31 protein-coding genes and 3 tRNA genes are annotated in these 25,074 nt (G+C 44.8%); 26 read left to right on the top strand and 8 right to left on the bottom strand.

All coding sequences use genetic code 11. The features are described 5' to 3' along the window. Positions 1 to 1,098 (top strand): hypothetical protein, encoded by a 1,098-nt coding sequence (locus K0A89_08130; GenBank protein MBW6518454.1) that lies wholly within the window; start codon positions 1 to 3, stop codon positions 1,096 to 1,098. A 7-nt stretch (positions 1,099 to 1,105) separates the two neighbouring features. On the opposite strand, the gene K0A89_08135 is transcribed toward K0A89_08130, so the two are convergent. Next, a complete protein-coding gene (locus K0A89_08135) occupies positions 1,106 to 1,774 on the bottom strand; it encodes an undecaprenyl diphosphate synthase family protein (GenBank protein MBW6518455.1) in 669 nt (222 codons plus the stop codon). 57 nt (positions 1,775 to 1,831) lie between these two features. Here K0A89_08135 and K0A89_08140 point away from each other — a divergent pair, with 57 nt between their 5' ends. Together K0A89_08140 and K0A89_08145 are read left to right on the top strand one after the other, a co-directional pair. Beyond that, the gene (locus K0A89_08140; GenBank protein ID MBW6518456.1) at positions 1,832 to 3,208 is read left to right on the top strand and encodes a TIGR00297 family protein; all 1,377 of its coding nucleotides are present in this window, start codon (positions 1,832 to 1,834) and stop codon (positions 3,206 to 3,208) included. Continuing rightward, positions 3,194 to 3,265, top strand: a tRNA-Arg gene (locus tag K0A89_08145). Before K0A89_08140 ends, K0A89_08145 begins: the two co-directional genes overlap by 15 nt. Before the next feature lie 107 nt (positions 3,266 to 3,372). Here K0A89_08145 and K0A89_08150 read toward each other — a convergent pair. Then, entirely contained in the window at positions 3,373 to 3,663 is a 291-nt protein-coding gene (locus K0A89_08150; GenBank protein ID MBW6518457.1) for a non-histone chromosomal MC1 family protein, read from the bottom strand. A 364-nt stretch (positions 3,664 to 4,027) separates the two neighbouring features. Between K0A89_08150 and K0A89_08155 the strand changes: the two genes are divergently transcribed. Together K0A89_08155 and K0A89_08160 are read left to right on the top strand one after the other, a co-directional pair. Beyond that, positions 4,028 to 4,102 (top strand) — tRNA-Glu (locus tag K0A89_08155). A gap of 285 nt (positions 4,103 to 4,387) precedes the next feature. Next, positions 4,388 to 5,284, top strand: a complete 897-nt coding sequence (locus K0A89_08160) for a DUF362 domain-containing protein (protein ID MBW6518458.1) — start codon at positions 4,388 to 4,390, stop codon at positions 5,282 to 5,284. Between the two features lie 277 nt (positions 5,285 to 5,561). Here the strand turns inward: K0A89_08160 and K0A89_08165 are convergent, their stop codons facing one another. Beyond that, on the bottom strand, positions 5,562 to 5,819 hold the full coding sequence (locus K0A89_08165) for a DUF4386 domain-containing protein (protein ID MBW6518459.1): 258 nt from the start codon (positions 5,817 to 5,819) through the stop codon (positions 5,562 to 5,564). A 152-nt stretch (positions 5,820 to 5,971) separates the two neighbouring features. Here K0A89_08165 and K0A89_08170 point away from each other — a divergent pair, with 152 nt between their 5' ends. The 4 genes from K0A89_08170 (at position 5,972) to K0A89_08185 (ending at position 7,352) form a co-directional block, all read left to right on the top strand. After that, positions 5,972 to 6,205, top strand: coding sequence for a hypothetical protein (locus tag K0A89_08170; GenBank protein ID MBW6518460.1), 234 nt, complete (start codon positions 5,972 to 5,974; stop codon positions 6,203 to 6,205). 274 nt (positions 6,206 to 6,479) lie between these two features. Beyond that, a complete protein-coding gene (locus tag K0A89_08175) occupies positions 6,480 to 6,665 on the top strand; it encodes a hypothetical protein (protein ID MBW6518461.1) in 186 nt (61 codons plus the stop codon). Positions 6,666 to 6,885: 220 nt separating this feature from the next. After that, positions 6,886 to 7,092 carry a hypothetical protein gene (locus K0A89_08180; GenBank protein ID MBW6518462.1) on the top strand — a complete coding sequence of 69 codons (207 nt, stop codon included), beginning with the start codon at positions 6,886 to 6,888 and terminating at the stop codon, positions 7,090 to 7,092. Continuing rightward, positions 7,089 to 7,352, top strand: a complete 264-nt coding sequence (locus tag K0A89_08185; protein MBW6518463.1) for a type II toxin-antitoxin system RelE/ParE family toxin — start codon at positions 7,089 to 7,091, stop codon at positions 7,350 to 7,352. The genes K0A89_08180 and K0A89_08185 overlap by 4 nt, the downstream gene beginning before the upstream one ends. Here the strand turns inward: K0A89_08185 and K0A89_08190 are convergent. Continuing rightward, the gene (locus K0A89_08190; GenBank protein ID MBW6518464.1) at positions 7,349 to 7,492 is read right to left on the bottom strand and encodes a hypothetical protein; all 144 of its coding nucleotides are present in this window, start codon (positions 7,490 to 7,492) and stop codon (positions 7,349 to 7,351) included. The two genes, K0A89_08185 and K0A89_08190, sit on opposite strands and share 4 nt — an antisense overlap. Further along, entirely contained in the window at positions 7,473 to 7,610 is a 138-nt protein-coding gene (locus tag K0A89_08195) for a hypothetical protein (GenBank protein MBW6518465.1), read from the bottom strand. The genes K0A89_08190 and K0A89_08195 overlap by 20 nt, the downstream gene beginning before the upstream one ends. A gap of 754 nt (positions 7,611 to 8,364) precedes the next feature. On the opposite strand from K0A89_08195, the gene K0A89_08200 reads away from it, so the two are divergent. The 16 genes from K0A89_08200 to K0A89_08275 all read left to right on the top strand — a co-directional run bounded on the left by K0A89_08200 (position 8,365) and on the right by K0A89_08275 (position 19,691). Continuing rightward, positions 8,365 to 8,439: transfer RNA gene (locus tag K0A89_08200), tRNA-Met, on the top strand. Positions 8,440 to 8,545: 106 nt separating this feature from the next. After that, positions 8,546 to 9,589, top strand: a complete 1,044-nt coding sequence (locus K0A89_08205; protein MBW6518466.1) for a DUF21 domain-containing protein — start codon at positions 8,546 to 8,548, stop codon at positions 9,587 to 9,589. 98 nt (positions 9,590 to 9,687) lie between these two features. Then, entirely contained in the window at positions 9,688 to 10,455 is a 768-nt protein-coding gene (locus K0A89_08210; GenBank protein MBW6518467.1) for a lipoate--protein ligase family protein, read from the top strand. 46 nt (positions 10,456 to 10,501) lie between these two features. After that, on the top strand, positions 10,502 to 10,795 hold the full coding sequence (locus K0A89_08215) for a hypothetical protein (GenBank protein ID MBW6518468.1): 294 nt from the start codon (positions 10,502 to 10,504) through the stop codon (positions 10,793 to 10,795). After that, positions 10,796 to 11,542, top strand: a complete 747-nt coding sequence (locus K0A89_08220; protein MBW6518469.1) for a lipoate--protein ligase family protein — start codon at positions 10,796 to 10,798, stop codon at positions 11,540 to 11,542. It abuts the gene before it with no gap. Between the two features lie 7 nt (positions 11,543 to 11,549). Beyond that, positions 11,550 to 12,587 (top strand): hypothetical protein, encoded by a 1,038-nt coding sequence (locus K0A89_08225; protein MBW6518470.1) that lies wholly within the window; start codon positions 11,550 to 11,552, stop codon positions 12,585 to 12,587. Next, positions 12,584 to 13,561, top strand: a complete 978-nt coding sequence (locus tag K0A89_08230) for a radical SAM protein (protein MBW6518471.1) — start codon at positions 12,584 to 12,586, stop codon at positions 13,559 to 13,561. Before K0A89_08225 ends, K0A89_08230 begins: the two co-directional genes overlap by 4 nt. 55 nt (positions 13,562 to 13,616) lie before the next feature. Continuing rightward, positions 13,617 to 14,573 carry a radical SAM protein gene (locus K0A89_08235; protein MBW6518472.1) on the top strand — a complete coding sequence of 319 codons (957 nt, stop codon included), beginning with the start codon at positions 13,617 to 13,619 and terminating at the stop codon, positions 14,571 to 14,573. Continuing rightward, on the top strand, positions 14,574 to 15,491 hold the full coding sequence (locus K0A89_08240; GenBank protein MBW6518473.1) for a M23 family metallopeptidase: 918 nt from the start codon (positions 14,574 to 14,576) through the stop codon (positions 15,489 to 15,491). A gap of 17 nt (positions 15,492 to 15,508) precedes the next feature. Continuing rightward, positions 15,509 to 15,934 (top strand): hypothetical protein, encoded by a 426-nt coding sequence (locus K0A89_08245; protein MBW6518474.1) that lies wholly within the window; start codon positions 15,509 to 15,511, stop codon positions 15,932 to 15,934. Between the two features lie 76 nt (positions 15,935 to 16,010). Continuing rightward, entirely contained in the window at positions 16,011 to 16,433 is a 423-nt protein-coding gene (locus tag K0A89_08250) for a glycine cleavage system protein H (GenBank protein MBW6518475.1), read from the top strand. 65 nt (positions 16,434 to 16,498) lie between these two features. Next, a complete protein-coding gene (locus K0A89_08255) occupies positions 16,499 to 16,789 on the top strand; it encodes a DUF357 domain-containing protein (protein ID MBW6518476.1) in 291 nt (96 codons plus the stop codon). A 78-nt stretch (positions 16,790 to 16,867) separates the two neighbouring features. Then, positions 16,868 to 17,221: a DUF555 domain-containing protein gene (locus tag K0A89_08260; GenBank protein MBW6518477.1), complete on the top strand. Its 354-nt coding sequence runs from the start codon at positions 16,868 to 16,870 to the stop codon at positions 17,219 to 17,221. Positions 17,222 to 17,243: 22 nt separating this feature from the next. Beyond that, complete coding sequence (locus K0A89_08265) at positions 17,244 to 18,137, top strand: carbohydrate kinase family protein (GenBank protein ID MBW6518478.1); 894 nt, start codon at positions 17,244 to 17,246, stop codon at positions 18,135 to 18,137. Continuing rightward, entirely contained in the window at positions 18,134 to 18,601 is a 468-nt protein-coding gene (locus K0A89_08270; GenBank protein MBW6518479.1) for a hypothetical protein, read from the top strand. The genes K0A89_08265 and K0A89_08270 overlap by 4 nt, the downstream gene beginning before the upstream one ends. Next, a complete protein-coding gene (locus K0A89_08275; GenBank protein ID MBW6518480.1) occupies positions 18,564 to 19,691 on the top strand; it encodes a sulfite exporter TauE/SafE family protein in 1,128 nt (375 codons plus the stop codon). The genes K0A89_08270 and K0A89_08275 overlap by 38 nt, the downstream gene beginning before the upstream one ends. A gap of 322 nt (positions 19,692 to 20,013) precedes the next feature. On the opposite strand, the gene K0A89_08280 is transcribed toward K0A89_08275, so the two are convergent. The 3 genes from K0A89_08280 to ilvD all read right to left on the bottom strand — a co-directional run bounded on the left by K0A89_08280 (position 20,014) and on the right by ilvD (position 22,739). After that, positions 20,014 to 20,388 carry a hypothetical protein gene (locus tag K0A89_08280; GenBank protein MBW6518481.1) on the bottom strand — a complete coding sequence of 125 codons (375 nt, stop codon included), beginning with the start codon at positions 20,386 to 20,388 and terminating at the stop codon, positions 20,014 to 20,016. A gap of 21 nt (positions 20,389 to 20,409) precedes the next feature. After that, a complete protein-coding gene (locus K0A89_08285) occupies positions 20,410 to 20,982 on the bottom strand; it encodes an FKBP-type peptidyl-prolyl cis-trans isomerase (GenBank protein MBW6518482.1) in 573 nt (190 codons plus the stop codon). A gap of 86 nt (positions 20,983 to 21,068) precedes the next feature. Next, a complete protein-coding gene (gene ilvD, locus K0A89_08290) occupies positions 21,069 to 22,739 on the bottom strand; it encodes a dihydroxy-acid dehydratase (protein MBW6518483.1) in 1,671 nt (556 codons plus the stop codon). 326 nt (positions 22,740 to 23,065) lie between these two features. Here ilvD and K0A89_08295 point away from each other — a divergent pair, with 326 nt between their 5' ends. Further along, entirely contained in the window at positions 23,066 to 24,829 is a 1,764-nt protein-coding gene (locus K0A89_08295; GenBank protein ID MBW6518484.1) for a glycosyltransferase family 39 protein, read from the top strand. Positions 24,830 to 25,074 lie beyond the last annotated feature (245 nt).

Below are 25,074 nucleotides of genomic sequence, written 5' to 3' on the forward strand. Positions count from 1 at the left end.
ATGCTTCCCGCAAAGGTCAAAGACTGGATGGTGGCACCCCAATGGGGTACAATGGACGAGGCGATATATTCCACAAACAAGTTAAAACGCTTGAACGGTGGGTACTGGTTCTGGCTCATGTCAGATTATGATCCTGAAAATCCCCGCATGCTTCAGGTACTTATCAGCCAGGGAGCTATTGATTATAATCTGAACAGCAAGCGTTTTACGAACCGGTACATCGATGCGGAAACATTTTCCTGTTATTGTGGGATATGGCAGTACAGGGATGGGAAAGTATCTGACCTGGTGCATGACAATTGTACATGTACCGTGAAACCCGGCCAGTTTACCTGTGAGACCGATTCGGGATATATGATATCCATATCCGGGTCATTCCCTTATTATGAAATGCTGGTACAGGATGAACATGGTGAAGTCACCAGGTTCGGTTCCACGTCCTCAAAATTCGATTGTGAATATTTGCAGAACCCCCTGGTCAAATATCCTTCATTGATATCGTACAGTGATGAGTTTGATGCTTATGCCCGAAATAGCCGGGGATTCCAGTATTTCATTGCCAGCAAGATGAGTGACCTGTTCGGCACCTGTAAGGGTGAGGTATTTGAGCAGGATTTCTATGGAAGTTTCTGGCTGGAGAGAGCATTAGGTTTTGGTTCTACGATACCGTGGAAGATAGTAATGGTCAATTTCAACGACCGCTCGCGGATGTGGTATCGTTATTTCCCGTCAAAGATATTTAATTACGGTACGCCTCTGGAGTTCATATTTGACGATATGGTATCCAAAAAGCGGTACCATTTCTATGACATGACCTTCTTTTACACAGCGAACGGCACATCAACCAAAATGAAATTCGGCCCCCGTGTGGATACTATTCATGTGACTGGCAAGGGAAAGGAAGGTGAAACCCTGACCCTTACTGCCAGGATACTGGGCAGGCACCTGTACCAGTACGATGTGGCGAAGGTGAAGTTCAATTATTTCCAGCTGGTACTGGCTATTGAGAAGGCTGTTGTGGAAGTGAATGGTACTGACCTGGTACAGGGCAAAGAGCCGACCCTCAGTTACGGTGAGGATGCCCATTTCAGTTTGTAGAAGTCAATTATTTCCCAAACCTGCGCTGGCGTTTCTGGAAATCCCGTATCGCCCGCAGCAGGTCGAGTTTCCTGAAATTCATCCAGCTTACATCAGTGAAATAGATCTCTGAGTAGACGGACTGCCATATCAGGAAATCTGCAAGGCGTTTTCCGCCAGAACGTATGACAAGGTCGGGTTCATATTTAATAAGAAGGTTTTGCTCTATTACCGAGCCATCTATTTGTCCGGGTGTTAATTCACCCGAGTCTATCTTTGACATAATATCCCTGAATGCTTCAGTCAGTTCTTTTTTGCCTCCGTATCCCAGAGATACGTTTATGTGCATATTCCTGCCTTTTGCAGTCTTCAGATGATGATTCAAACCGTCAATGGTAATGAGGTTGATTGTGGCATCTACTTCTTTTAACGTGTCTGTTATCTTCATTTGGAGTTCACGATAAATCTTGTCAGAGATGTCGGGGTCCACATCGATCAAACTGATATAGATAGTCAGAATATTGATGCTGTATTCCCGGCACCATTCGATGAACTCATTGAGACGCCTGGAAAAGTCCGCATCCAGCAGGTCACTTTCTGTAAGGATAAGCACAATACTGGTGGGGAGTGATGTTTTGTGGTCCTTGAGTATGTCCTGTTCAAGTCTGAGCTGGTATAATCTGGAGAATAATCCCATTGCACTTAGGTTATATCTTAAGGATAAATTATTTGCCCTTATATGCTATCTTACCTTATGGTATCAATGCTTATGGTTCTTGAAAAGAATGCACATTCAGGTTATTTTTTGTTTGTTATGCTCATAGCTGTATTATTGCCGTTCATACCTGGACCATATGTGGCAGCGTTGTTTTTTGCAATAACGCTTATCCTTGCTATAGGGCCACACAAGAATATAGTACCTGCATTTTCATTATGGGGTTTTTCTTTTGCGATATTCATCATGAGTTTTTTGAGCGTTATTCTTGGATACACTGATTATGAATTTCCTGCATACATCCTGGGCGCGTCTATTTTCATCACTGCAGCTGGCAGTTTAGGGGCCGTGTCTGTTAGGAACAGAGGTGTAAGAAAACCCCGCCTGGATAGTAAGTTCATTTCAGCCACTTCAAGTATTGCCCTGATACTATTTGGTGCCCTGTCTGCTTGTGCTGCAGCTTACTGGATCACTGCCTGGATGAATATACCGATTTCATTGAGCCAGCTGTTCTTTCTCACATTGATAGGCGGAGTGACCTGTGCATTACTGGAATCTATACCATCGAGGGCTGATAAATATCTCACACTGATGATGGGCACGGGTATGGTTATGTGGTTATTTGCAAGTTTTGGCTATTATGTGAACTTTTCACATTTATCCGCAACCTTCATTTTCTCATTGTTTTTGGCGTACCTGGCGTACCGCATGGATATTGCTGATGTGTCTGCCATGCTGGCGGCAACACTGCTTGGCGTATTGATAATAGTGTTCACGAACTTGAACTGGTACCTGATCCTCATCATGTTCTTCCTGCTGGGCGGTGCTTTTACCAAATATCAGTATAACTACAAGGTAATGAGGGGGATCGCACAGGGTAAGGGTGGGGTGAGAAGTTATGAGAATGTGCTGAGCAATTCCATTACTGCATTAATACTGGCTGTGGTGTACGGTGTGTACCACGAATTATATCCTGCTCTGGCTCCTGTACTGCTGTTTGCGTACCTGGGTGCAGTAGCCACGGCCACAGGTGATACCCTGGCCAGCGAAATCGGGGAGACCAATAGGGGTAAACCTATTCTTATCACTACGTTAAAGCCGGTTAAACCGGGTACCGATGGTGGAGTGACACGGCTGGGTGAAGCTGTGTGTATAGGAGGTTCCGTTGTTATTGGGGTACTTGCACTGGTACTTGGCGTGATCGACATACATCCGGGCAGTGCTGTTACGTATGTTGTATGGCTTTTGGTAGTGGTACTGGGCGGATTTGGCGGGACTAATTTTGACAGCTTGCTGGGTGCCACGTTGCAGCAAAAGGGTTGGCTTTCCAACAGTGGTGTAAATCTTATAGCTACTATGGGCGGCGCATTTATATCAGGGGCTGCCTATTATGTGCTGTGCGGGCATGTAGTGTAGAGGATATCATTCTGGCCTCCGGAGCCTGGAACCCGGGTTCGAATCCCGGCATGCCCGTTTTTTAGTACCTTTGGAAGGAAACAATAACAAGTATCCATTCAACATGAATGGGTATTAATAAGTATTAATTTAAAAAAAAGAAGGCCCCGCGGGGCCAGATTTGATTATACTTTGTCTATTAATTCAATGTTGATCTTTTTCACATTTGGTTTTTTGATCTTGTCAGGCATCCAGCTTGGCTTGTTCTTTGGAGCTGCTACTTCTTCTCTCCATCCTTCATACACGTGAAGCTTTTTGGTGCCTCTTTCCCTCAGGATAATTGTATCTGGCTTCTTCTTGGTTCCTTTGCCCCTGTTGGCTGCCTTCAGGGCTGCCTGTCTGGGCTGTTTGCCAGTAAACACTCCATGCTCATTACCTTTTTTGTCCCTTAATACAAAGTTTCTTGTTCCTGTCATATTTAAATACCCCGTAAGAGTATACTGTTACCGATTATGTTTTCACCTAATAATATATAAACCTTTTTCATAATTTGGCTCGAAGCATACTGATTTTTCGTTATAGATTATTTTTCAATAATTCATAAATTAACCGGGTCAGTAGGGCTAAAAATCGTGTCTGCTATTGATTTTGGCACAGAATTGTTAATATAGTGTGTAAAATCTATCATTATAAAATAAAGAATAGTTTTATTCAAATATATAATCTAAGTTCATCAAAAGGCCTCCCAGGGCATCCAGTTATCAGGATTGACGGAAATCGTTCATTGAACAACAAAAAGGTTAAATGTATAAACAAGTATTTAGAACATCCTTACGAATCGCTCCGATAGTGTAGCACGGCCAATCATGCAGGACTCTCACTCCTGCGACTGGGGTTCAAATCCCCATCGGAGCACTTAACATTTTTTTATACTTTTAGCTTATAATGTTGGTTTTTATGAAAATCTCGTTAATCGTTAATACTTTTGGGCAGGTCTTAAAATACAGTTATCAAGCATCGTAATCCTGACAAAGCTTAAGGGTCTCGCGGACCATCTTTTTACATAAGGGGGATAACAGATTGGATCGTGCATTGAAGAGAAGACAGTTTCTTAGCCTGTTAGTAAGTTTATTCTCGTTTATCTTTTTAGGGTGTATTGATAAAAAAGGAAAAGATGACATAATAAAAGAAGGATTAGATTTGGCAAATTCGAAAGTATACCTTATAAAGACCAATGACCGAAGAAGTGGCATACAGGAATTGTTGCGGCAATTTGATCTTGGGATACTGTCTGGTAAAAGAATTGGCATAAAGGCTAATTATAACAGCGCTGATCCATTTCCGGCCTCCACACATATTGATACATTATCCACGATAACTGAGAGCTTGCAGGAGCATGGGGCAGAGGTAGTACTGGCAGAAAGAAGTGGAATGGGGAACACGGGAAATGTGCTTAGACAAATGGGTGTATCAGGACTAGCAGCAGAGCTGGATTTTGATATTGTGGTGCTGGACGGTGGTACCGGCGGTGAATGGGTCAGGCAGACCGGCAGTCACTGGAAGAGGGGATTCCTGTTTCCCAGGGTATTCAGGGATGTTGATGCGATCATCCAGACCTGCTGTCTTAAGACCCACAGGTATGGGGGTCATTTCACCATGTCTCTTAAGAACAGTGTGGGTATGGTGGCAAAATTCGATCCTGAGGATGGTTATAATTACATGTCCGAACTCCATTCATCCAGGCACCAGAGGAAGATGATCGCAGAGATCAATACGGCATATGAACCTGAGTTCGTAATAATGGACGCTCTACAGGGTTTTTCAAAAGATGGCCCTGATACCGGGACCCTGATCGATCCCGGGATAATGATAGCCAGTAAGGACAGGGTGGCTCTGGATGCAGTGGGAGTGAGCCTCCTCAGGATATACGGGACTACAGATGAGGTTTCCAAAGGAGCTATATTCCAGCAGGAACAGATAGCAAGGGCGGTGGAACTTGGGCTGGGTGCTTCCGGTCCTGATAAGATTGATGTGGTTTCGATCAATCCCGAGGCTCAGGAGATCTGTTCCAGGATAGAAATGATGTTGAAAGAGTGACCATGATGGATATACTGGGCACCACTTGCAGATGGAATGGGAGACTTCGACGTACCACGTCCCCTGATGTAATTGTGGTCGCATATATTCTTATCAGTACTTCATCCTCCTTGGGGTAGGCTTTTCTACCTCTTTGAGCTGATGAACCACAGGTGGTCCATATTTTTCATATATAACTGCTTTCATTTCGGGATATTCTTATCGTTTTAGATGTGTTCGAAACGGTTTGTCATTTCAATTCCTCCCAATTTACTTTGACTTGTTCATTTTATCTCGTTTATTCCTGTTTCAGCAGCCTGGAAGCGATTGCAGATGGATTGAATCCTTTGACTATAAGCCATACCGCTAGAAATAGTTCATTCGATATTACCGGAAGATGAGAGAAGATGAACGGAATTACTGTACTACCAACTATCATATGTATCAAGGTTACCACTATTATCATTGTGGAGCCAATAATACTCCATACGGATATTAATCGTGGAACGAGTTTTGATTGATACGAGCCTGTGGCAAACTTGATGATATTCCCTATTTTCTAAATATTTATGCCAGACTAACTTATATTACTAATTAATTTGATAAACTAGAGTTATATTGAAATTCGATTAAAATAATAATGATTATGCCTTATTAAAGTAATATTAGTGTTGCTAAACAAAAAACACCTCTAATGGGGGCATAACCATGATTAAGATAGTAGGCAAGGGATATAAATATTTCATCAAACAATTTGATGATTTTTTAGGTGTCAACAGTCTGACTGTAGTAAGTCTCAAGAGTGTCAATGGCGGTGTGTGGGGTTTGAAGATGGGGCGGTTATGCAGGGAAGTGCCGGACCTAGTTGATTGGGTCGCAGTGATGGGACGTTATATACAGTTGTTATGTCGGTGGAGTGTCGCCATAGCTGTTAAAATATAATTTCAATGTAATACATTGCAACAAAGAGTTCGTACTAGTTCGCACGAGTTAGTTGCTAATTTTTATTAACCCCTCACCCCTCTTTCTCTTGTACAAATACCTGTGTATGCTCCTTACCTTAGTCAACAGAAACAAGTTCGGCGAAGCGGTGGCGACCCTGGCAGACGTGAATTCCGAGCCGCAGAACTAATACATACGGACGGGAGCAAAAAGCAAGACCTGGACTGAGCGCAAGATCTATACCATCGAGTTTATCTAAAATGTAGGCCGGGATATGAAGCTGCTCCCCTGTGTCGACAAGTTGGCAAATCTACGGGATATCATCAGGGATTATGACAGGCTGGGGGAAGGTGTGTGGGATATCTTCAATGTCTCAAAGACTTCGGTTGCATGGTATTACACTTCTATGCTGGATGCTTTTGGTGATGGAGATGAGGGGATAAGTGATATGCCTGGGTAAGGAGTTCGGGAAATGTATTGGTGAGATGTTTGGGGATGGGTGAGAGGGCGGTGTGTAGGGATTTGAAGATGGTGGGGTGGTATGTTGGGAAGTGCCGGAACCAGTATATATAACAATAACTGAATAAATACAGAGCAAGTTCAGATTAACTGAGTTTAATATACTTACTACGATAATGATATTATCTATCCCGACGAAATAAAAAATGTGGAGATATTATATGCTTGAAGCTGAATTATTAGAAAAAATTGTTTCCGACCTCGATTTCTTAAAAATTAAAATAATGTCCATCGAAGAAACCATAGAGGATCTCGATAACGATTTGCATCATGTTAAGCCAGAGTATATCCGAAAGCTTGAATTAATAAAAAAAGAAGGAACAATTTCCAGTGCAGATTTTGAACAGAAATTTGGTGTCCGTCTTTGAAATACAATTACGAAGTCAGCAGGCAGCTTGAAAGGGAATTGGATAAACTCAGACGAAAAAATAAAAAGCAATATGGAATAATTTTGAAAAAGATGAGTGAAATACTGGAAAATCCTCTACATTACAAGGCGCTTCAACATGACATGAAAGGATTACGAAGAGTCCATATTGATAAATCCTTTGTACTAATTTTTGAAATTGTTGAAACAGAAAACAAAGTGATTTTTCAGGATTTTGACCACCATGACAATATTTACTAAATGACGGCGCGTTGCTGGAAAATCGATATTCCACTCTGAATTTGATTCCTGCCCCCTCCTGCGCTGCTGCCTGCGCCCCCCTCAGTACTTAAGAGAACAGCCTTCGCAGACACATCAGGATCACCGCCACTGCAGATCATGGTGCCTCTCTCCTGCCTCCCTCAGTCCCATTAACGGGATCAGATGATATTCCCTGCCGCTGGGCTTGATGGATTGCAGTTTCCGGATGTTCAGCAGCCCGGCCCACTTGTCGTTCATCTTCTCAAAATGCCGCAGGGTGGTACATTCCTCCAGCCACGCTCACGGGACACCAGGTACGTCAGGTTATCTGTCATCAACGCGTTTCGAATACCGAAAAGTATCACAGGCGGTTCGCCCGACTTTCGTGCCAAAGCAGCATGATGGTCCAGTACCTGTCAAGCCACCAGGAGCCGATTTATCATAAAATCCGTTCTGTGAGGCTTTTCTCGTCCTAGAGTTTCCAGATCACGCCGTTGTCACCGAGAACACGGATCATATCATTTAACTCACTGACATTGGGTTCCCTGAAGTACTCCATTGCGAAAATATCTAATATGGCACTGAATGTACAATGTAGCCTGTCACTTCTTAATCGTTTTGATATTCGAGTCATTTTCCCCTCAATTATCGTTTTAATTAACTGTTATTATATATCCTACAAATTATATGTCTGCAGTAATAATAATTAAATGTTTTGGTTGAGTGGAAATAAATTATGCTTCATTAACCAGTTATTCACTATCATGATGCATATTTACTCTATTCCAGGATACAAATGATATCCAAATCCTGTACAAAAGAATCAAACAGAAAATAATTCCTGAAAATGAAATCAGGATTATCCAATATGAAAAAAAGGTCCAATGACAATACATCTAACCACTACATCCATCAGAGAGGTGATAGACCTCATTATACTTTGAACACCGAAGGCTTTATGACTAATAATAACTATTTAAAGCCTTTACCCATCCGTATTTTATAACAGTCTAGCGGGGTGGGGTAGTCAGGAAATCCCGACGGGCTCATAACCCGTAGATCCATGGTTCGAATCCATGCCCCGCTATCATTTTTATTTCAATTGGTAAAGTATTGATTGTACGTCTGCAGGTAGTATGGTCGAAATATTTTTAACCCCCTCATACCCTATAGCAACTGGAGTTAACAGATAAGTGATAGACCTGATAACATCAATTGAACTAATAATAGTCATGATCCTGGTAAGTCTTTCAGCCTTTTTTTCGTCTTCTGAGACTGCTTTTATTGGAGCTAACCGAATCAAGATGCTTCACCTGGCTGAGAAAGGTGACCGGAGGGCCAGGATAATTCATGATGAACTGCAGGATCCGGAGAAGTTCATCACCACCATCCTTGTTGGCAATAATATAGTAAATATAGCATCTTCAGTACTTGTTACCGTGATCGTGCTGAGATATTTCGGCAATGCCGGCATTGCTGTAGCTACAGGAGTAATGACCGTGGTCATTCTGGTATTTGGTGAGATTGTTCCCAAGACCTTTGCAACACGTCATGCTGATTCCTATGCTCTCAGAATTGCCTTTATACTGGAGCTTCTCACCAAACTGCTATTTCCACTGGTAGTGGTCTTTGTCGAGATAACAAATATTGTGCTGCACATATTTGGCGTTAAGGAAAAGATAAAGAATCCATTTATCACAGAAGACCAGATAAAACTCATTTTGAAATTAGGGGTAGAAGAAGGGGTGATCAGACACCAGGATAAGCAGTACATCCAGAACGTGCTTGATTTCAGTGATGAAAAGGCAAAGACAGCTATGACCTATAAAAGTCACATGGTCACTGTTGAGAATTCCAAGACCCTTATTGAAGCTCTGGAAAAAATAAATGAATCCGGTCATTCAAGGCTGCCTGTGTGGGAGGGTCATTTTGATAATGTAATTGGAATGATATTTGCCAAAGACCTGCTCAGATACCGTGATGAAGAACTTGAAACAAAGACCGTTCAAGAGATACTGCGGCCAATACTGATAGTAAAAAAGGACCGCACGATCGCCTCAATTTTCAGGGAATTACAGTCTCGAAAGGTACAGATAGCGGTTGTAGTGGATGAAGATGAAAAAGTAGTTGGGTTGTTGTCTATCGAAGATATTCTTGAGGAAATAGTGGGCGAGATACTTGATGAATATGACATAGAAGTGATGAGTAGCGGTATACTGCCCAGGCCTAAACAATAACGATCATGAACCGTCAACAGTCTTATGCTCCGTTAAGAAAAACTATTTAGCTGGTCTCTTCCATGAGAAATCAGGAGACAGGTATCATGTGGCGGTTTATGGATGCAGATTTAAGAGATGGGGCGTACAGTGCTGCCCTGTTCCATTCCATCGGGCGCCATGTAGGCTCTGGCGACAGTGACGAAACCATACTTTTCTGGAGGGCCAAACGTCCAACTCTTTATGTGGGCTACCACCAGTATGTGGAAGATGAGGTCCATGAAGACTATTGCCAGGAGTATAATATTGACATCGTGCGCAGGATACTGGGGGGAGGATGCGGATACTGTGACCAGGACCAGGTGTTGTTCTCAGTCATAGGCACACAGGACGGGCTAATGCCTGGTAATGTCCAGGCTGCATACAATAAGGTGCTATCAGGCATGATGCTGGCGCTTGAAGCTTTTGGTCTGGAAGGTGAAGTGGACACGACACGAAATGGTGTCTTCGTCCAGGGGCGTAAAATATCAGGTAATGCCCAGGGGCGGTTCGATGGTGCTGTAATGGTCAATGGCAGTTTTTTGCTCGATTTTGATTTTGATACCATGGATCGTGTACTGAAACATCCTACCAGAAATCTGCGACCCGAAGTGAAGACTGCCAGGGAGGGAATGGTCACCCTGTCCGACCTGATGGAACTACCGCCAGTTGATATAATAAAACAGACACTGCGTTCAGGTTTTGAAGAGGCACTGGACATCGGTACTTATGAGGGGACGATATCGGGTGAGGAAGAACGGCTGGCTGTTGGGTTGACCCGGCAGTATGCATCATTGGAATGGACGTACCGGATGGATCAAAAGAGGGCAAAACGAAAAAAAGGATAATGAAGGTAGACCAATCATAACAATAATTGAGAAAGGAGAAAAGAGTATGGTACTGGAAGAATACCGAAAAGGCATTCACAAATCAAAGGGCGGAGTCATCCGTTCGTTTTTAAAAGTGGATGGAGGGACCATTACAGACATTACATTTTCAGGAGATTTTTTTATGTACCCTGAAGATGCGATCGATAGTATCGAAGAAAGATTGAAAGGCACGGCTGCTAACACTGATGCAGTCCTGCTGGCAGTGGAACAGGTGTATGAATCAGAGCATATCCAGTCCCCAGGCACCACTCCCGGGGATTTCACCCTTTCCATAATGCAGGCAATAGGAGGTGAGTAGATGGAACAGTGGAGATGTATTGATTTTGGCAAGGTGGATATCAGGGACATGATGGCCATCAACGAAGCTATACACCGCAGTGATGAGGGCAATACCCTGTTCTTCTGGGCGCCCACAAAATCCATCATTCTTGGTTATTTCCAGAAAGCAGCAGTGGAACTTGACCTTGAGAAGTGTAAAGATTATACCCTTGTCAGGCGCACCAGCGGCGGAGGTATTGCATTTTCAGATGACCTTGACAGGCAGATAAACTACGGTGTCGTAGGGACCATAGATGACGACAAGTTCCCGCTGGATATTGTGGAGTCATATAAGCAGATATGCGGTATGCTCATAGATACCCTGAAAGAGTACGGATTGAGTGCAGGTTTCCGTCCTATCAATGATGTGACTGTGGATAACAAGAAAATATCGGGTAATGCCATGACCCGGCGGGACAACAAGACCCTTCAGCACGGCACCCTGCTGCTTGACTTCGATATCAGGGAAATGCTGTGCATTTCCAATATTCCCAAGGAGAAGTACATGGATAAACAGATACAGTCAATTGAACAGGGTATGACATGGATGGATAGGGAACTGGGCTATCAATTGGACATTGATGAGGTCAAGGGGAATATCCGCAAGAACTTTGAGAGACGGTTCAGTGTTGATTTGACAGATTCCACATTGTCAGGGAAGGAAAAGGCCATGGTCAGGGAACTGCTGCCTAAATACTATTCAGACGAATGGACATACAAGCGATAAGGAGGAATTGGAGGTTAGAGAGTTCGACCTTGAACAGATAGTGCTCCCTCAATTACGGGAACGTATGGAGGGAGCAAGGACCCGCACTATCGCACGGTCCGGCAGACGGTTGAACTTCTATATCACATCCAACCTTTTCCCCTCTATTTCCATTACTGGCAGCCAGTGCAGTCTCCATTGTAAACACTGCGGCGGAAAACTGCTGGAGCGCCTCATACCCTGTACGACACCGGACGACCTGGTGTCTACTGCATTAGTGGCAGAGATGCAGGGGGCAAAAGGTATTCTCGTAACCGGTGGATGTGATCCAAAGGGCAGGGTACCTGTTCCTGCCATATCTGCTGCCATTGCGACCATCAAGGAACGTACAGACCTGAGAGTGATAGCGCATACAGGTTTCATAACGCCGGACGAAGCCGGACTGTTGCAGGATTCCGGTCTGGATGGTGCGGGTTTTGATGTCGTGGGCGATATGACGGTTGTTCGTGAGGTGTATGGTCTGGACCTTTCAGAGCAGGACTACATCTCAAGCCTGGATGCCCTCTCGGATGCAGGTATCATGTTATTCCCCCATGTTTGCGTAGGGTTGAATGCGGGCCGAGCAGGAGGTGAACTCCATGCCCTTGAGATGATAAGGGGACGCACGGTGAGCACTGTGGTGATAACCGGCCTGATGCCGATTGAAGGTACTCCCTTTTCAGGCGCTAAACCTGATCCCATGGACTTTGCAAGGGTGATAACAGCAGCAGTGGAATTGTTTCCTGATACGCCAATCACCCTGGGTTGCGCCCGCTCATCGGGCCGGGACCGTGAACTCATTGATTATCTGGCCATCGAAAGCGGAGTTGAGAATATTGCCATTCCCACCAGGTATGCTGTGGAATATGCAAAGCGCAATGGTTATTCGACTGATTACTACGGCACTTGTTGCGGCTTGCCGCCCAGTGACGATACCAGGATCGATACGCCTTTATATGATACCAGAGCGTCTGCGCCATTGTATGATACTGGTAACGCTTCAGCACTGCATGGAGGCGGGACATGAGCCTGGTCAGAGCATCACTGGGTACGCTGGCGGTACTGGGCATGGAACTGATGCTCATGGATGCGCCCCCCACCACTGCATACCTGCAGATATACACTGAGCAGCGCTGCCGGGCCAATTGCCTGTTCTGTTCCCAGGCTAAGGATTCGGAGGGTGAGTTGAAGCACATCGCCAGGGGCCAGTACATGCCTGCAGACCTGGAAGAAGTAGTGAGGCGGCTGGGAATCGCTTTTGAGAACGGTTACCTCCACAGGGCATGCATCCAGACGGCTATGTACCCTGGCATGTGGGAGGACACCCTGTACCTGATAGGGCGCATCAGGGAATCATGCAGCATTCCTATTTCATTATCCGTATTCCCTCTTGATACTGATAAATATCAAACACTGTCAGGGATGAGCGTGGACCAGCTGGTAATTCCCCTTGATGCTTCAACCCCGGAATTGTTCCACAGGATAAAAGGTAAGGAGGCAGGGGGTCCATTTACCTGGGACAGCCATCTGGACGGTCTTAAACGTGCAGCAGCTGTATTCCCGCATGTGGGCACTCATATTATCGTTGGCATGGGCGAGACCGACAAAGAAGTTGTGGAACTGGTGGGCAGGTTGCACGGGATGGGTATTCATACTGCCCTGTTTGCATATACCAGGCTTCCTGGAACAAGGAAGTTGGATGTTGTGGAAGCGGCGCCTGATATCGGACATTACCGCAGGGTACAGATTGCTTCATACCTGTTACGACATGACCTGGTGCGGCTGGATGACATAGAGTTCGAGGGTGGGGATCTCACTCATTTCGGAGTTGGTGGACATGAATTGGAATCAATAATAGAAAAGGGCGAGGCTTTCATGACTACGGGCTGTGCCAACTGCAACCGTCCCTATGCAACTGAAACCCACGACCCGGTGTACAATTATCCTGCTGCCCCGGGTGTCGGCGAGATAGATAAGATAAAACGGCAGATAAAGAAATAGATGCAGATGTAGATAGAGATGAAGGTGAAGATCGTAATTGAGGTGAATGGCGCGCATGAGTTTTGATATCTACAAAGTGCATCATCGCATTATGGATATGCAGGACATAAAACCCGGTCAGAAGGATGCTATGAAATCCGCTTTTGATGTACGCTTCCATAATTTTTCAAACAGGGTGCAATTTTTCCCGCAACCGTTCTTACCTGTATCGGTCACAGGTACACATTGTGACCTCAACTGCAAACATTGTTCAACCCACTATCTGGAGCACATGGCAGATGCCGCATCCAATGATCTGCAACATATCGCAGGTGACCTTGCCAGGCGTGGCGAAAACGGTATACTTCTCTCGGGAGGCAGTATGCACGACGGGTCAGTACCAACGTATGAACAGGGGGATGCCATCAGATCATTGAAGTCGGCCTTTGGCCTGAAGATAAGTGCCCATACCGGGCTGGTCAATAGAGAACAGGCATCATTTTTTCGGGAATATGGGCTGGACATGGCCCTTGTGGATGTGATAGGCAGTGAAAGTACCATTCATGACGTGTACGGGCTGGACAGGACACCTGAGGATTATGATACTACCCTTTCCTATCTTGCCGATGAGGGCATCCCACTGGCACCCCATATCATAGTGGGCCTCCATGGCGGTAAACTTGACCACGAGTTCAGGGCACTTGAGATGGTACGGCAGTATGACCCTGAAGTAGTGGTCATCGTTGTATTCATACCTACAGATGGCACAGATTATAGAACCGCCCAGAAACCTGACATCAATGACGTAGTTGAAGTGATGACCGCAGCCAGGGAGATGTTCCCGTCCACGCCTTTATCGCTCAGCTGCGTGCGTCCGGGCGGCAGGTATCGTTCACTACTTGATGAATGTGCGCTGCTCTGCGGGCTGGACAGGATTGCAGTACCCAGCAGGCACTGTTACCGCGCGGCAGGGGAGATGGGGCTGGACATCATGGAAGTGGATAGGATGTGCTGCTCGTACGGAGGCGCTTAGATGCCACAGACATCGTTAGAACCGGTAGCAGAGTCCAGGGGTGTTACTATCTTTGCACCAACGAGCGGCAAATTCTCGTTCATGAAAAGCCCGTTTGCCGCCCACACCACCTTAAGCGCCGTTGATATCTATCCGGGCGGGGCGTTCGGGGATATGGCGTTATCACCTGTGGAAGGTACCGTTATAGACATCAGGGAATATCTTACACCTACGCCGTTCAAGTCCCGGGACTTCAGGGAGTATATCACTGCTGTCAGGCAGGGGGGCAGCGTGGTCAAAATATTACATGTGAAACCTGCCGTAAAGGTAGGGGATACCATATCTGCCGGTGACCCACTGGGCACCCTGATACATAATGGGTATTTTTATTTCTGGAATGATCCACCCCTGCACGTTGAGGTCAGGCCGCAGGAAAATTATGTCCGTGCCAGTAATCATAATCCGCTAAAGTCATGTTTTGAATATTCCAGTAATGATACTTCACCTGAATCCACCATTCTATGCAGGGTGGTGTTTTCAGATGAGAGATTTGCGCTGCTTGAGGGTAGATATGAGGGACAGCAGGTAAAGGGATACAGGCTCGGAGGCTGCCTGCTGGATGGTCTGGTCCCGGTGGCACAGGTTGATGACATTGATTATTTCGGGCTTATCGGATTGCACCCGCCATGCTCTGTTATAAGGTCAGAGGGAAACCGGCACATGGTGTCAACTGACAAGGTAAAGGCCAGAGTGCAGACCAGTGTACAGGGCAAAGTGCAGACCAGGTCACAAGCAGGAGGACAAGTGGATTGCCTGGCACTCGCGTTCTCCCTATCACATTCTGTCCCTACAATTAAAGTGATACCAAAACGGTACGGCCAGAAACTTTTTAGTATGGGAGATGAAGTGATTATCAGATTATCAATATATGAGGATTGAAGAGGTGAAATTGCGAAATGCAGGTAGAAGATTTTGAATTCCCTGAAGATAGACTGTATCTGAAGAACCATGTATGGTTACTTGAGGGTGAATCATTGACCATTGGAATAACCCAGCTGGGCCAGAGCCTTTCCAAGGAGATCGTGCATATTGACCTGCCCGATGAGGGCGAGACTGTGCATGCCCATGACCTGCTTGTAGCCTATGAGACCATTAAGGCTGTAAGCCAGATATCCCTGCCTTTTGATTGTGTGGTTGAGATGGTGAATGATGTGCTCTGGGATAAGCCCAACCTGATAAATGATGACCCGTATACGGTCTGGATGGTCAAGGTCAGTGGAGAGCTTGACCGCAATGCTCTGATGGATGTTGAGACTGCATGCAATTACTACGGCAAACTGGTAAAGAAAGAACGTGAGAGGTATGCAGGTTACCGGGACTGATGAAGAGGGATTGAGAAAACAGATATACAAATATATGTGAAAGAAATAATGATAAGATACATTTGAGTGGATCGAAATGGTAGATATTGAAGGATATGAGATGCCTGATGAACTGTACTATACGAAAGACCATACCTGGGCCAGGGTAGAGGACGATGGTACGGTTATCGTAGGTATTGACGCGTATGGCGGCACAGCAGCGGGTGAGATCGAATTTATCGACCTGCCCCTGATAGATGATGAGTTTCATGCAGGAGAGGCCTTTGGTTCGATGGAGTCAGCCAAATGGGTAGGCGGGCTGATCATGCCCACATCAGGCAAAGTAATTGAGGTCAACTCGGATATTGAGGACAATCTGGAACAATTGGCAGATGACCCGTATGGTGAAGGCTGGATGATCAGGGTGGAACCTTCCAACCTTGAAACCGACCTGTCCGGGTTGTACCACGGCAATGCTCTGGTGGAATGGTTTACTAAGGATCTTGAAGAGAGGGGTTGAAATATCCTCTCTGTCATCAGGGATCTATAACAACATTTACGTATTTTCCCGACAAAACTACACTGATGCAGCCACAACCTGCTAATCTTTGTGAGAAGACAAACCGATACAGGGTCATGCTTGAAAGTGCCCTGGAAGATATCGATATCTCGATCGGGGAAAATTCCTACCTGGCTGGTGTGGCAGATGATTATCTCAATATGGCGCGGTCATATTTCAAGGACGGCGTACATTTTGTCAAAAACGAAGACCTGGTAAATGCCCTGGTCTGCTTCAGTTATGGTCATGCCTGGCTGGATGCAGGAGTGAGGTTGGGAGTATTTGCGGTAAGTAAAGACAAATTATTTGCCATATGATCATAGGGCAAAAAGTGATTGGAAACTATTAATTTGATAAATATGAAATAAAATAAATGTGAGGATAGATGTTGGATGTTGAATAATTACAGAGTAACTCTTGAAGCGGCCTGGCTGGTAAAGGATATCAATACTGTTGATGATGCCATGGGCGTGGCTGTAGCTGAAGCAGGAAAACGGCTGAATCCCGGACTGGAATATGTTGAGATAGAGGTGGGAAGCACACAATGTCCGGCTTGCAGGGAACCTTTTGACAGTGTGTTCATGGCTGCCAATACTGCATTGGTGGGTCTGGCATTGGAAATGAAGGTGTTTGATGCTGAAACAGAAGAGCATGCTGCAAGAATCGCGAAGTCGGTCATTGGAAAAGCCTTAAAGAATATCCCTCTCAATGTGGTAGAGGTATTAGAACTTGAATATTTAGAAGAGTAGTGCTGGTTCTGGGGTATTTGACTTGGATAAAACAATTTCGATAGTAGGTCATACTGCACTGGACCACCTGTTTGATGTGACAAATTTCCCGCAACCGAATGCCTCCGCCCCGATAAACGATTATAATATCTATTACGGGGGCGGTGCTGCAAACATTGCAGCCGGGATAGCCCGTCTTGGTGGCAGCAGCCAGTTGATCTCCCCGGTAGGAGGCGATTTCAAGGGGTCTGAGTACTGCCAGCACCTGGAAAGCCTGGGTGTGGATACCAGTCTTATGTTCGGGTTGGAGCAGGAAAAGACAGCATCAGCATTCATATATACTGATGTGGACCATAACCAGATAACGTATTTTTACTGGGGCGCGTCAAAGCATTTCCCTGAGCTGGAACCCCCCTACCTTGATTTTGTCCACCTTGCCACGGCCGACCCCGTATTCAACAGCCGGGCAGCAAAGCATGCGGATTTTGTGTCATTTGACCCCGGGCAGGACCTGGTGGTATATTCAAAGGAATGCCTGGAGACCATACTGTCACATACTGATATTCTGTTCACGAACCGCCATGAGATAGAGCGGCTGAGCCAGATGACGGGCTGCACCCGGGAAGAACTGGAAGAGGAAATAGGGGTAGTGGTGGTCACACTGGATAAGGATGGCAGTGAAATATACAGGGATGGCGAGCGTATATTCATTCCTGCCATTCAGGTTGAGGCATCAGATCCCACCGGTGCCGGAGATGCTCACCGTGCAGGTTTTTTGCTGGCATATACCAGGGGGTATCCCCTGGAAATATGCGGGCGGGTAGGGTCTACGACTGCATCCTTTGTTGTTGAGAAAGTGGGATGCCAGACAAACCTACCCACCTGGGAACAAATGCAGCAAAGGTTTAATAAATATTTCAAGGATTTTGAACTATGAGCTATAAAGGGAAATCCTGGACATTAACTTTACTGGCCATACTTATTCTGGTTTGCATAATCGCGGTGGTAACAGTTTTGGTGGTGTATTCCGGGCAACCGGGTACACATAATGGATCATATCTTAAGGTGGATAGCCAGCAGGCTGTGGAAATTGTAACCCAGGATTCGGTTGCTCAACAATATTTATCTGAAAATTTCAAAAGACCTGAATGGCGGGTAGTGAAAACTACATTGGTAAATGACTCATCACATGATTTGAACGGTAGCATAATACAGGAAGATGAGCCTTACTGGAAGGTCGAAATGATGGAGCGGACATGTTCCTGCAGTACGGTAAAGGACCTGTTTGTGGTTGAAGGCCATGTCTCCACCCAAACCGGTGAATTAATGAACCTGACAACCGCTCAGGTGATAGAGAGCCAGTATGACAAACAAACCTGCACATCCACAATATGCCATTAGCAGCCTGGCTATTATCATTGTAGTATTGTTCCTGATTTTATTCATAGTCCCCTCAACCGGGCAGCCCGACATAATTGAAATTGAGTATTTTTATGAGGATGGCTGCTCCAAATGTGCCCGGACTTCTCCGGTCCTGAATGTAGTCTCTGCCCGGTACACGAATCTAACCGTGTACGAATATGAGATTTTAACAGAATATGACGGAGTCGCAGGCTATGACCGCATGAAGGTTTACGGAGTATACATTGTACCGGCTATTGTTATCAACCGCCGGACGCTCATAACATACTCTGATTACGATGGCAATACAAGTCTGCTGGAAGCATTGCTGGTGGATGGTATTGAGAATGCTCCTCCCTTGATAGATAACGGTTCATCACAGCCTGGTGATGGATATGGTCCGCTGCCTGAACTTTCTCTGATGGTGGTGCTAATTGCTGGCCTGCTTGCGGGCCTCAATCCGTGCCTGCTTGCAGTAATGGCATTTATGGCATCTATCACGTTATCTTCAAAGGGTAACCGCCGTGACCTGCTGAAAATCGTAGTGGGATTCTGTGCAGGTATCTTTGCGGTTTACATGGTAGTGGGTATGGGGCTGCTTAGTTTAGTGAAACAGCATCCTGAGATACAGGAAAGTATAACACTGGTCTTGTTAATACTTATTGGACTTTTGGGGTTGTGGCATTTTTATGATGCATATTACATGAGAGTTCATAACAGGTCTTCTTTAAAGACCCCCCGTTCATTCTCGAAGTTAGCAAGGGGGGTTAGCGGTAAGAATACGCTGGTACTATCTATCCTTGCAGGAGGGCTGTTCTCAATGATAAAAGCGCCCTGTGTTGGAGCGGTATATTTTGCCATACTGGATATGTTGATAGGCAGGGGGGAAATTGCCGGGGGCGCGGTGTATCTGGCAGTCTATAATCTGGGTGTGGTATTGCCGGTACTGGCACTGGGTATATTGCTGGCCTTCGGGCTCAGTCCTGAGCGAGTAGATGAGTTGAGGGAGAGAAGGCGTATCGAGATACGGCTGGTGACCGGGGCAGTGTTGTTGTTGATTGTACTGCTGATGTACCTGAACATCATTTAAGCTTCAGGTCAGGGCAGGATTAAATTATATTACGGCAAATATTTTTATACTTTAAATGCAATTATGGTGTAATCGTGTTGTATAGGTCCTTGCGTGAGTAATTGACAGAGTCTATCGATGATCGACAAGACAACCCCAACACGGAATATCGCGATATTGCCTGGCACAGAGGGTTACTGGAGTAGACAACGGAATCGACCAGTGGGTGAAGCTCCGGAGTTAGTGCGTCAGGCAACAGCACACTTCCTCTTATAGCGAGCTGTGAGATTTTGCATATTGCATATTGCATAAACGTGTTCATTTGATATTGGGGTACAGGTTATTATAATACCTTGACATCCTCTGCTTCTTCCACTACAATCTCTTTCTCATCTTCGTATTCATCAAGGATACCTGTGATTTCCACGGTATCTGCTACATTGACGGATTTATTGACCGCTGATGCGCCATTGTTCCTGTTAACGAACACCTTGACAATAGTACTCTCGCTATCAATGGTCAAAATAAGGTGGTTCCCCGTGAAAGTACCCCTTTTATCTACCACCTGGCCATGCAGTATAACTCTATCACCTACATTTGAGCTCTCAGAATATTCAGATGGGGTCGTGTCGCCTGCAATGAAACCAAAATACGCGATAATTATCACGAGCAGGGCCATGACCATCAGGATGACGGTTATCTTTTCATCTTTGTGCATAATGAAATGTGCCCCCGCTGGCTATGTATCCCGAAGGATGGACCGGACGGTTATTTCCAGAATAATGGTCTTACCTGTATAGGGGTAGTTGAAATCCACAAGGATGTGGGTATCATTGACCTGGACAACCCTGCCTTTCATATAGGGGTCAGGTATCAATAGACCGGTATAATTGCTTAAGGTCGCCTCATTCAATACAATTTGTGACCCTACACTTGGGACCCCTCTGGAAAATAACTGAGCCTCTGACAAGGGGATGTGGACGAAAAGTTCTTCCATCGGCATTCCTGCCCCCTTCTCAGGGGGGATTGTGATGGTCTTTGTCACTCCAATAACCATCCCGATCATTCCTTCGTTAAGTCCCGGGTAAACATGCTCATCACCCACGGTGAACGTATATGGCTGGTAGATGTTGCCCAGGACATACAACTCTTCTTCTTTCGCCGTGTTGATATCAGTAGTCATTACCACAGTGTTGTTTTCGTCTTCGAGCCAACCTGTAAAGTCAATGGTTACCGTATCTCCCTGATGTACCGTTGTCTCCTCATCCCGGGTTTCTTGCCGGGTGCATCCGCTTGAAAACATTAGAACCATGATTATCAGACACACCAAAATTTTGTTCATCATATCAAAACCTGACCATTATGCTACATTGAATAAACATTAACAGGGAATTATCCTTATTCCACGACACTTCCCTTCGATGCCGTACCAACCGATCTCTGGTATCGTACAAGGTAGCCGTTCTTTACTTTGGATTCTGGTTCGGTCCATCTCGACCTTCGCTCTTCAAGCACAGCAGGCGGTACATCTATGTTCAATAACCTGTTGGGGATGTCTATCTGTATAGTATCGCCTTCCTGAACAAGTGCAATTGGCCCGCCATCAGCAGCTTCCGGTGTCACGTGCCCTATACAGGGCCCCCGGGTGCCACCTGAGAACCTGCCGTCTGTGATGAGGGCGACCGATTCGATCAGTCCCATCCCGGCTATTGCTGAAGTGGGTGAGAGCATCTCCCTCATGCCCGGCCCGCCCTTTGGACCCTCATAGCGTATGACAACCACATCGCCAGCTTTTATCTTACCATCCATTATAGCATGCATGGACGCTTCTTCACTATCGAACACTCGTGCCGGGCCGGAATGAACCATCATATTCGGATGTACGGCGGACTGTTTGATGACCGACCCTTCAGGGGCCAGGCTGCCTTTCAGTATTGCAATTCCGCCTTCCGGATGCGCGGGGTTGTCCAGTGTCCTGATGATAGTAGCATTGGTTTTTGGATTTACGACCACGAAATTGGCCAGGTTCTGGCCCCATGTCTTGCCGGTTATGGTCATGGCATCAAGGTCGAGCATATCACCCAGGCGCTGCATGACAGCGGGGATGCCGCCTGCCCGTTCCAGGTCAAGCAGGAAATGGCTGCCGCCCGGTCTCAGGTTGGTGAGGTGCGGTGTGGTCCGGCTCATCTCATCGAACCGCTCAAGCAGCAGTTCAAGGCCGAACTCCCTGGCTATGGCAGGCAGGTGCAGGGCCGTGTTGGTACTGCCTCCGATTGCCATGTCGACTTTGATAGCATTTTCAAAGGCCTGTTTCGTCACTATCTGTCGTGCTGTTATGCCTTTTTCTACAAGTTCCATTATCTTCATACCGGTTTCTTTTGCCAGCCTGAACTTCTTTGCATCCACAGCATGAGCTGTCCCGCAACCAGGCAGGCTCATACCCAATGCTTCGGTAACACAGGCCATGGTGTTTGCAGTGAACAGACCGGCACATGAACCTGCACCGCAGCATGAATAATCTTCCAGTATCTTGAGTTTTTCATCTGTGATATTGTTGTTCTGCCGCTGTCCCACACCTTCAAAAACCGATATCAGGTCACGGTTCTCATCATCCACAAATCCGGGTAGCATTGGGCCGCCAGTAACAACGGCTGTCGGGATGTCAAGCCGTCCTGCAGCCATCAGGTGTCCCGGAACGATCTTGTCGCAGGTGGGTATCATTACCATGCCGTCGAAGCGGTGTGCCTGTACCATCAGTTCGATAGTGTCTGCTATGAGTTCCCTGCTGGGCAGTGAGTATTTCATTCCTTCATGTCCCATGGCTATGCCGTCGCAGATACCTATTGTTGAAAATTCAAAGGGCACGCCCCCGGCCAGCCTGATACCGGCTTTAACGGCCTCTGCCATCTTATCCAGGTGGATATGACCGGGTATCACTTCGTTCCAGGAATTGACCACGCCGATGAACGGGCGGTCCATTTCGTAGTCAGTCAGTCCCACAGCCTTGAGCAGGGAGCGGTGTGGGGCTCGCTCCAGTCCTTTTTTAACTTCATCACTTCTGAGTGTCATATTATGTCTCCATGATTTGCGAATCAAGTTTTAATGATTACAAATATATTTGAACATATATTACGGAGGTTATTTATACTGTATTCGATGAAATGGTAATTTGTGAATGTTGTATTAAATGTACTGGCATTTTATATTGGATTTTCGAACAAAGTTAAAATTTATTAATATGGGTGTTATTAATAATGCCAATCCCGTTAAAACGATGGCATATGGAGAGTTACTTCGAGCAATTTGCTTGTGTGGTCCAAATTGGAATGTGATGAAGGATGTTTTAATGACCTCATGAATAAGATGGAATTAAGGAATGCTATGGTTGTGTGCTATTGAGTCGGGAAAAATCTAAAAAAGAAACTAGAAACGGAAAAAATTCAAATATTAAGGATGTGAATCATATTTTTTCATTCTTTAAGACGATTGACTTTTTCCTACCTGTAATTTTCATACTGTCATTCATTAATCCGCTTAAATCAGCAACATCTCAATATTATCTTCTTTCATACGAGGATGATATTGCCTGGATTTATTGGGTAAGCCAGCATGTAAATCAACCATTGACATTATTGTCTGATGCTACGGGAACTGGATATCGCCCCATCATAAACCTGTTATTTGCCTTTGGCTATTCATTATGGGGTGCCAACGAGGTTTATTATTATCTACTCAATGGAATAATTTTTGCAGGGTCTATGGTGTTTTTATACAGTTTGATAAAATTATTATCAGATAGGACATCTGGGTTAATTGCTGTCCTTTTATATCTCTTTTTAGATTCTACTTTTCTTCTTGTATGGAAAATCAATTTCCTCACTACTATAGGTGAAATCTTCTTTATCACGTCCAGTCTCTACTTTTTCATACTATTCTTTGAGAAAAATGATATTCGGAATTTATTCATTGCACTTCCATTGGCTTTAATGGCATTTTTTTCAAAAGAACCCAGTATATTAATAATTCCGGCAGTAAACTTACTATATCTATTCCATAAATGGAATTCATTACAAATTGAAAGGAAAATAAAAATTGGGATAGTCTTTTTCAATGTAATTCCAATTATGTCGTTGGTTTTTGCCTTTTTATTCTTTTCTGTCGATGTCGGGCAATCAAAAACAACTCCTCTGCTTGAATTATTTCAATCGCGTTTACAGTTTTATATGGAACATGAACTTCGAGGTCAATTAAAAAACCCATTTATTGTCCTATTGGCATGCATAGGTACATTTTATTTCCATAATTTTGGAAAAAATACATACAGAAAAATGTCAATTGTTTCTATAAAAAACATTGTTGCTATACTATTCATGGCAAGTGCTTTTTTTGCTTCTATATATCTAGAAATATATTCATTGCTGGGTTTAATAATTATTTCATTGTTGCTGGTAATGGCTTTCTTTTTTGGGGACATAAATCAACGAATAGGTATCATGTGGTTTGGAGTAGGCATTTTCCCCCTCCTTATCACCGGGTTAAGGGAACAAGCAACATATTTAGCTGAACCTAATTTAGGAATGTGTTTATTTATCGGGGTAACTTTATCAAAGTATTTATCATATATAAAATCAGAGATTGTTCATCCACAAGACCCAAAAGTAAAAAAAACAGCATCGTACTCGAGAACTAACAAATTAACAGTAATATTTATAATCATAATTTTATTAAATATATTACTCCAGATTTCATTGGTTCCGGCACAATTGGAAACCACTAGTTCTTATCAGAAGGAATTAGGGAACAAGCAGACAAGCTTCAAAGAACTAGTTGAATATTTATTATCATTTGCTCCTGAAAATGCAATAATTTATTACATATCAGTCAATCAACGTGAAAAGGTGGGAGTCGGGCAGATTGATTCATCAGACTTCCATGAATTACTTTGCCTTAAAGGGCGTTGCGATATATCTGTAAAATCATTAGATCGACTAGACATAAATAACACCAATCCAGACAGCCATGAATATATCGCCCTTTTGAGTAATCAAGACGTCTCTATTTTCATCAATGAATATTCCCAGTTGGACGACAGAGGATTATTCACTTCTCAGCATGTATTTAAGAATGGTAATCGAGTTTCAATTATATTGGAAATTTGAATGCGAATTTTTACGTTCAATTTGGCCTATTTACCTTAAAATATCATGCTGTGAATAGTCGGATTTTTACATTTGATATCAAAAGTAGGAACATTCATTGATATTTACAGCCTCCTAAAACCACTGGTCAAGTGTCTGTTGTCCTGCATCAGAAGCCTCTATCAACCGGTTCACGGCCCCCTTCACCCTTACCTCTGAAAAATCATGTTTACGGCAGAGAAAATCAGTTATTTCCGCCTCCTTCG

Source organism: ANME-2 cluster archaeon, assembly GCA_019429385.1.
Lineage (GTDB): Archaea > Halobacteriota > Methanosarcinia > Methanosarcinales > Methanocomedenaceae > Methanocomedens_B.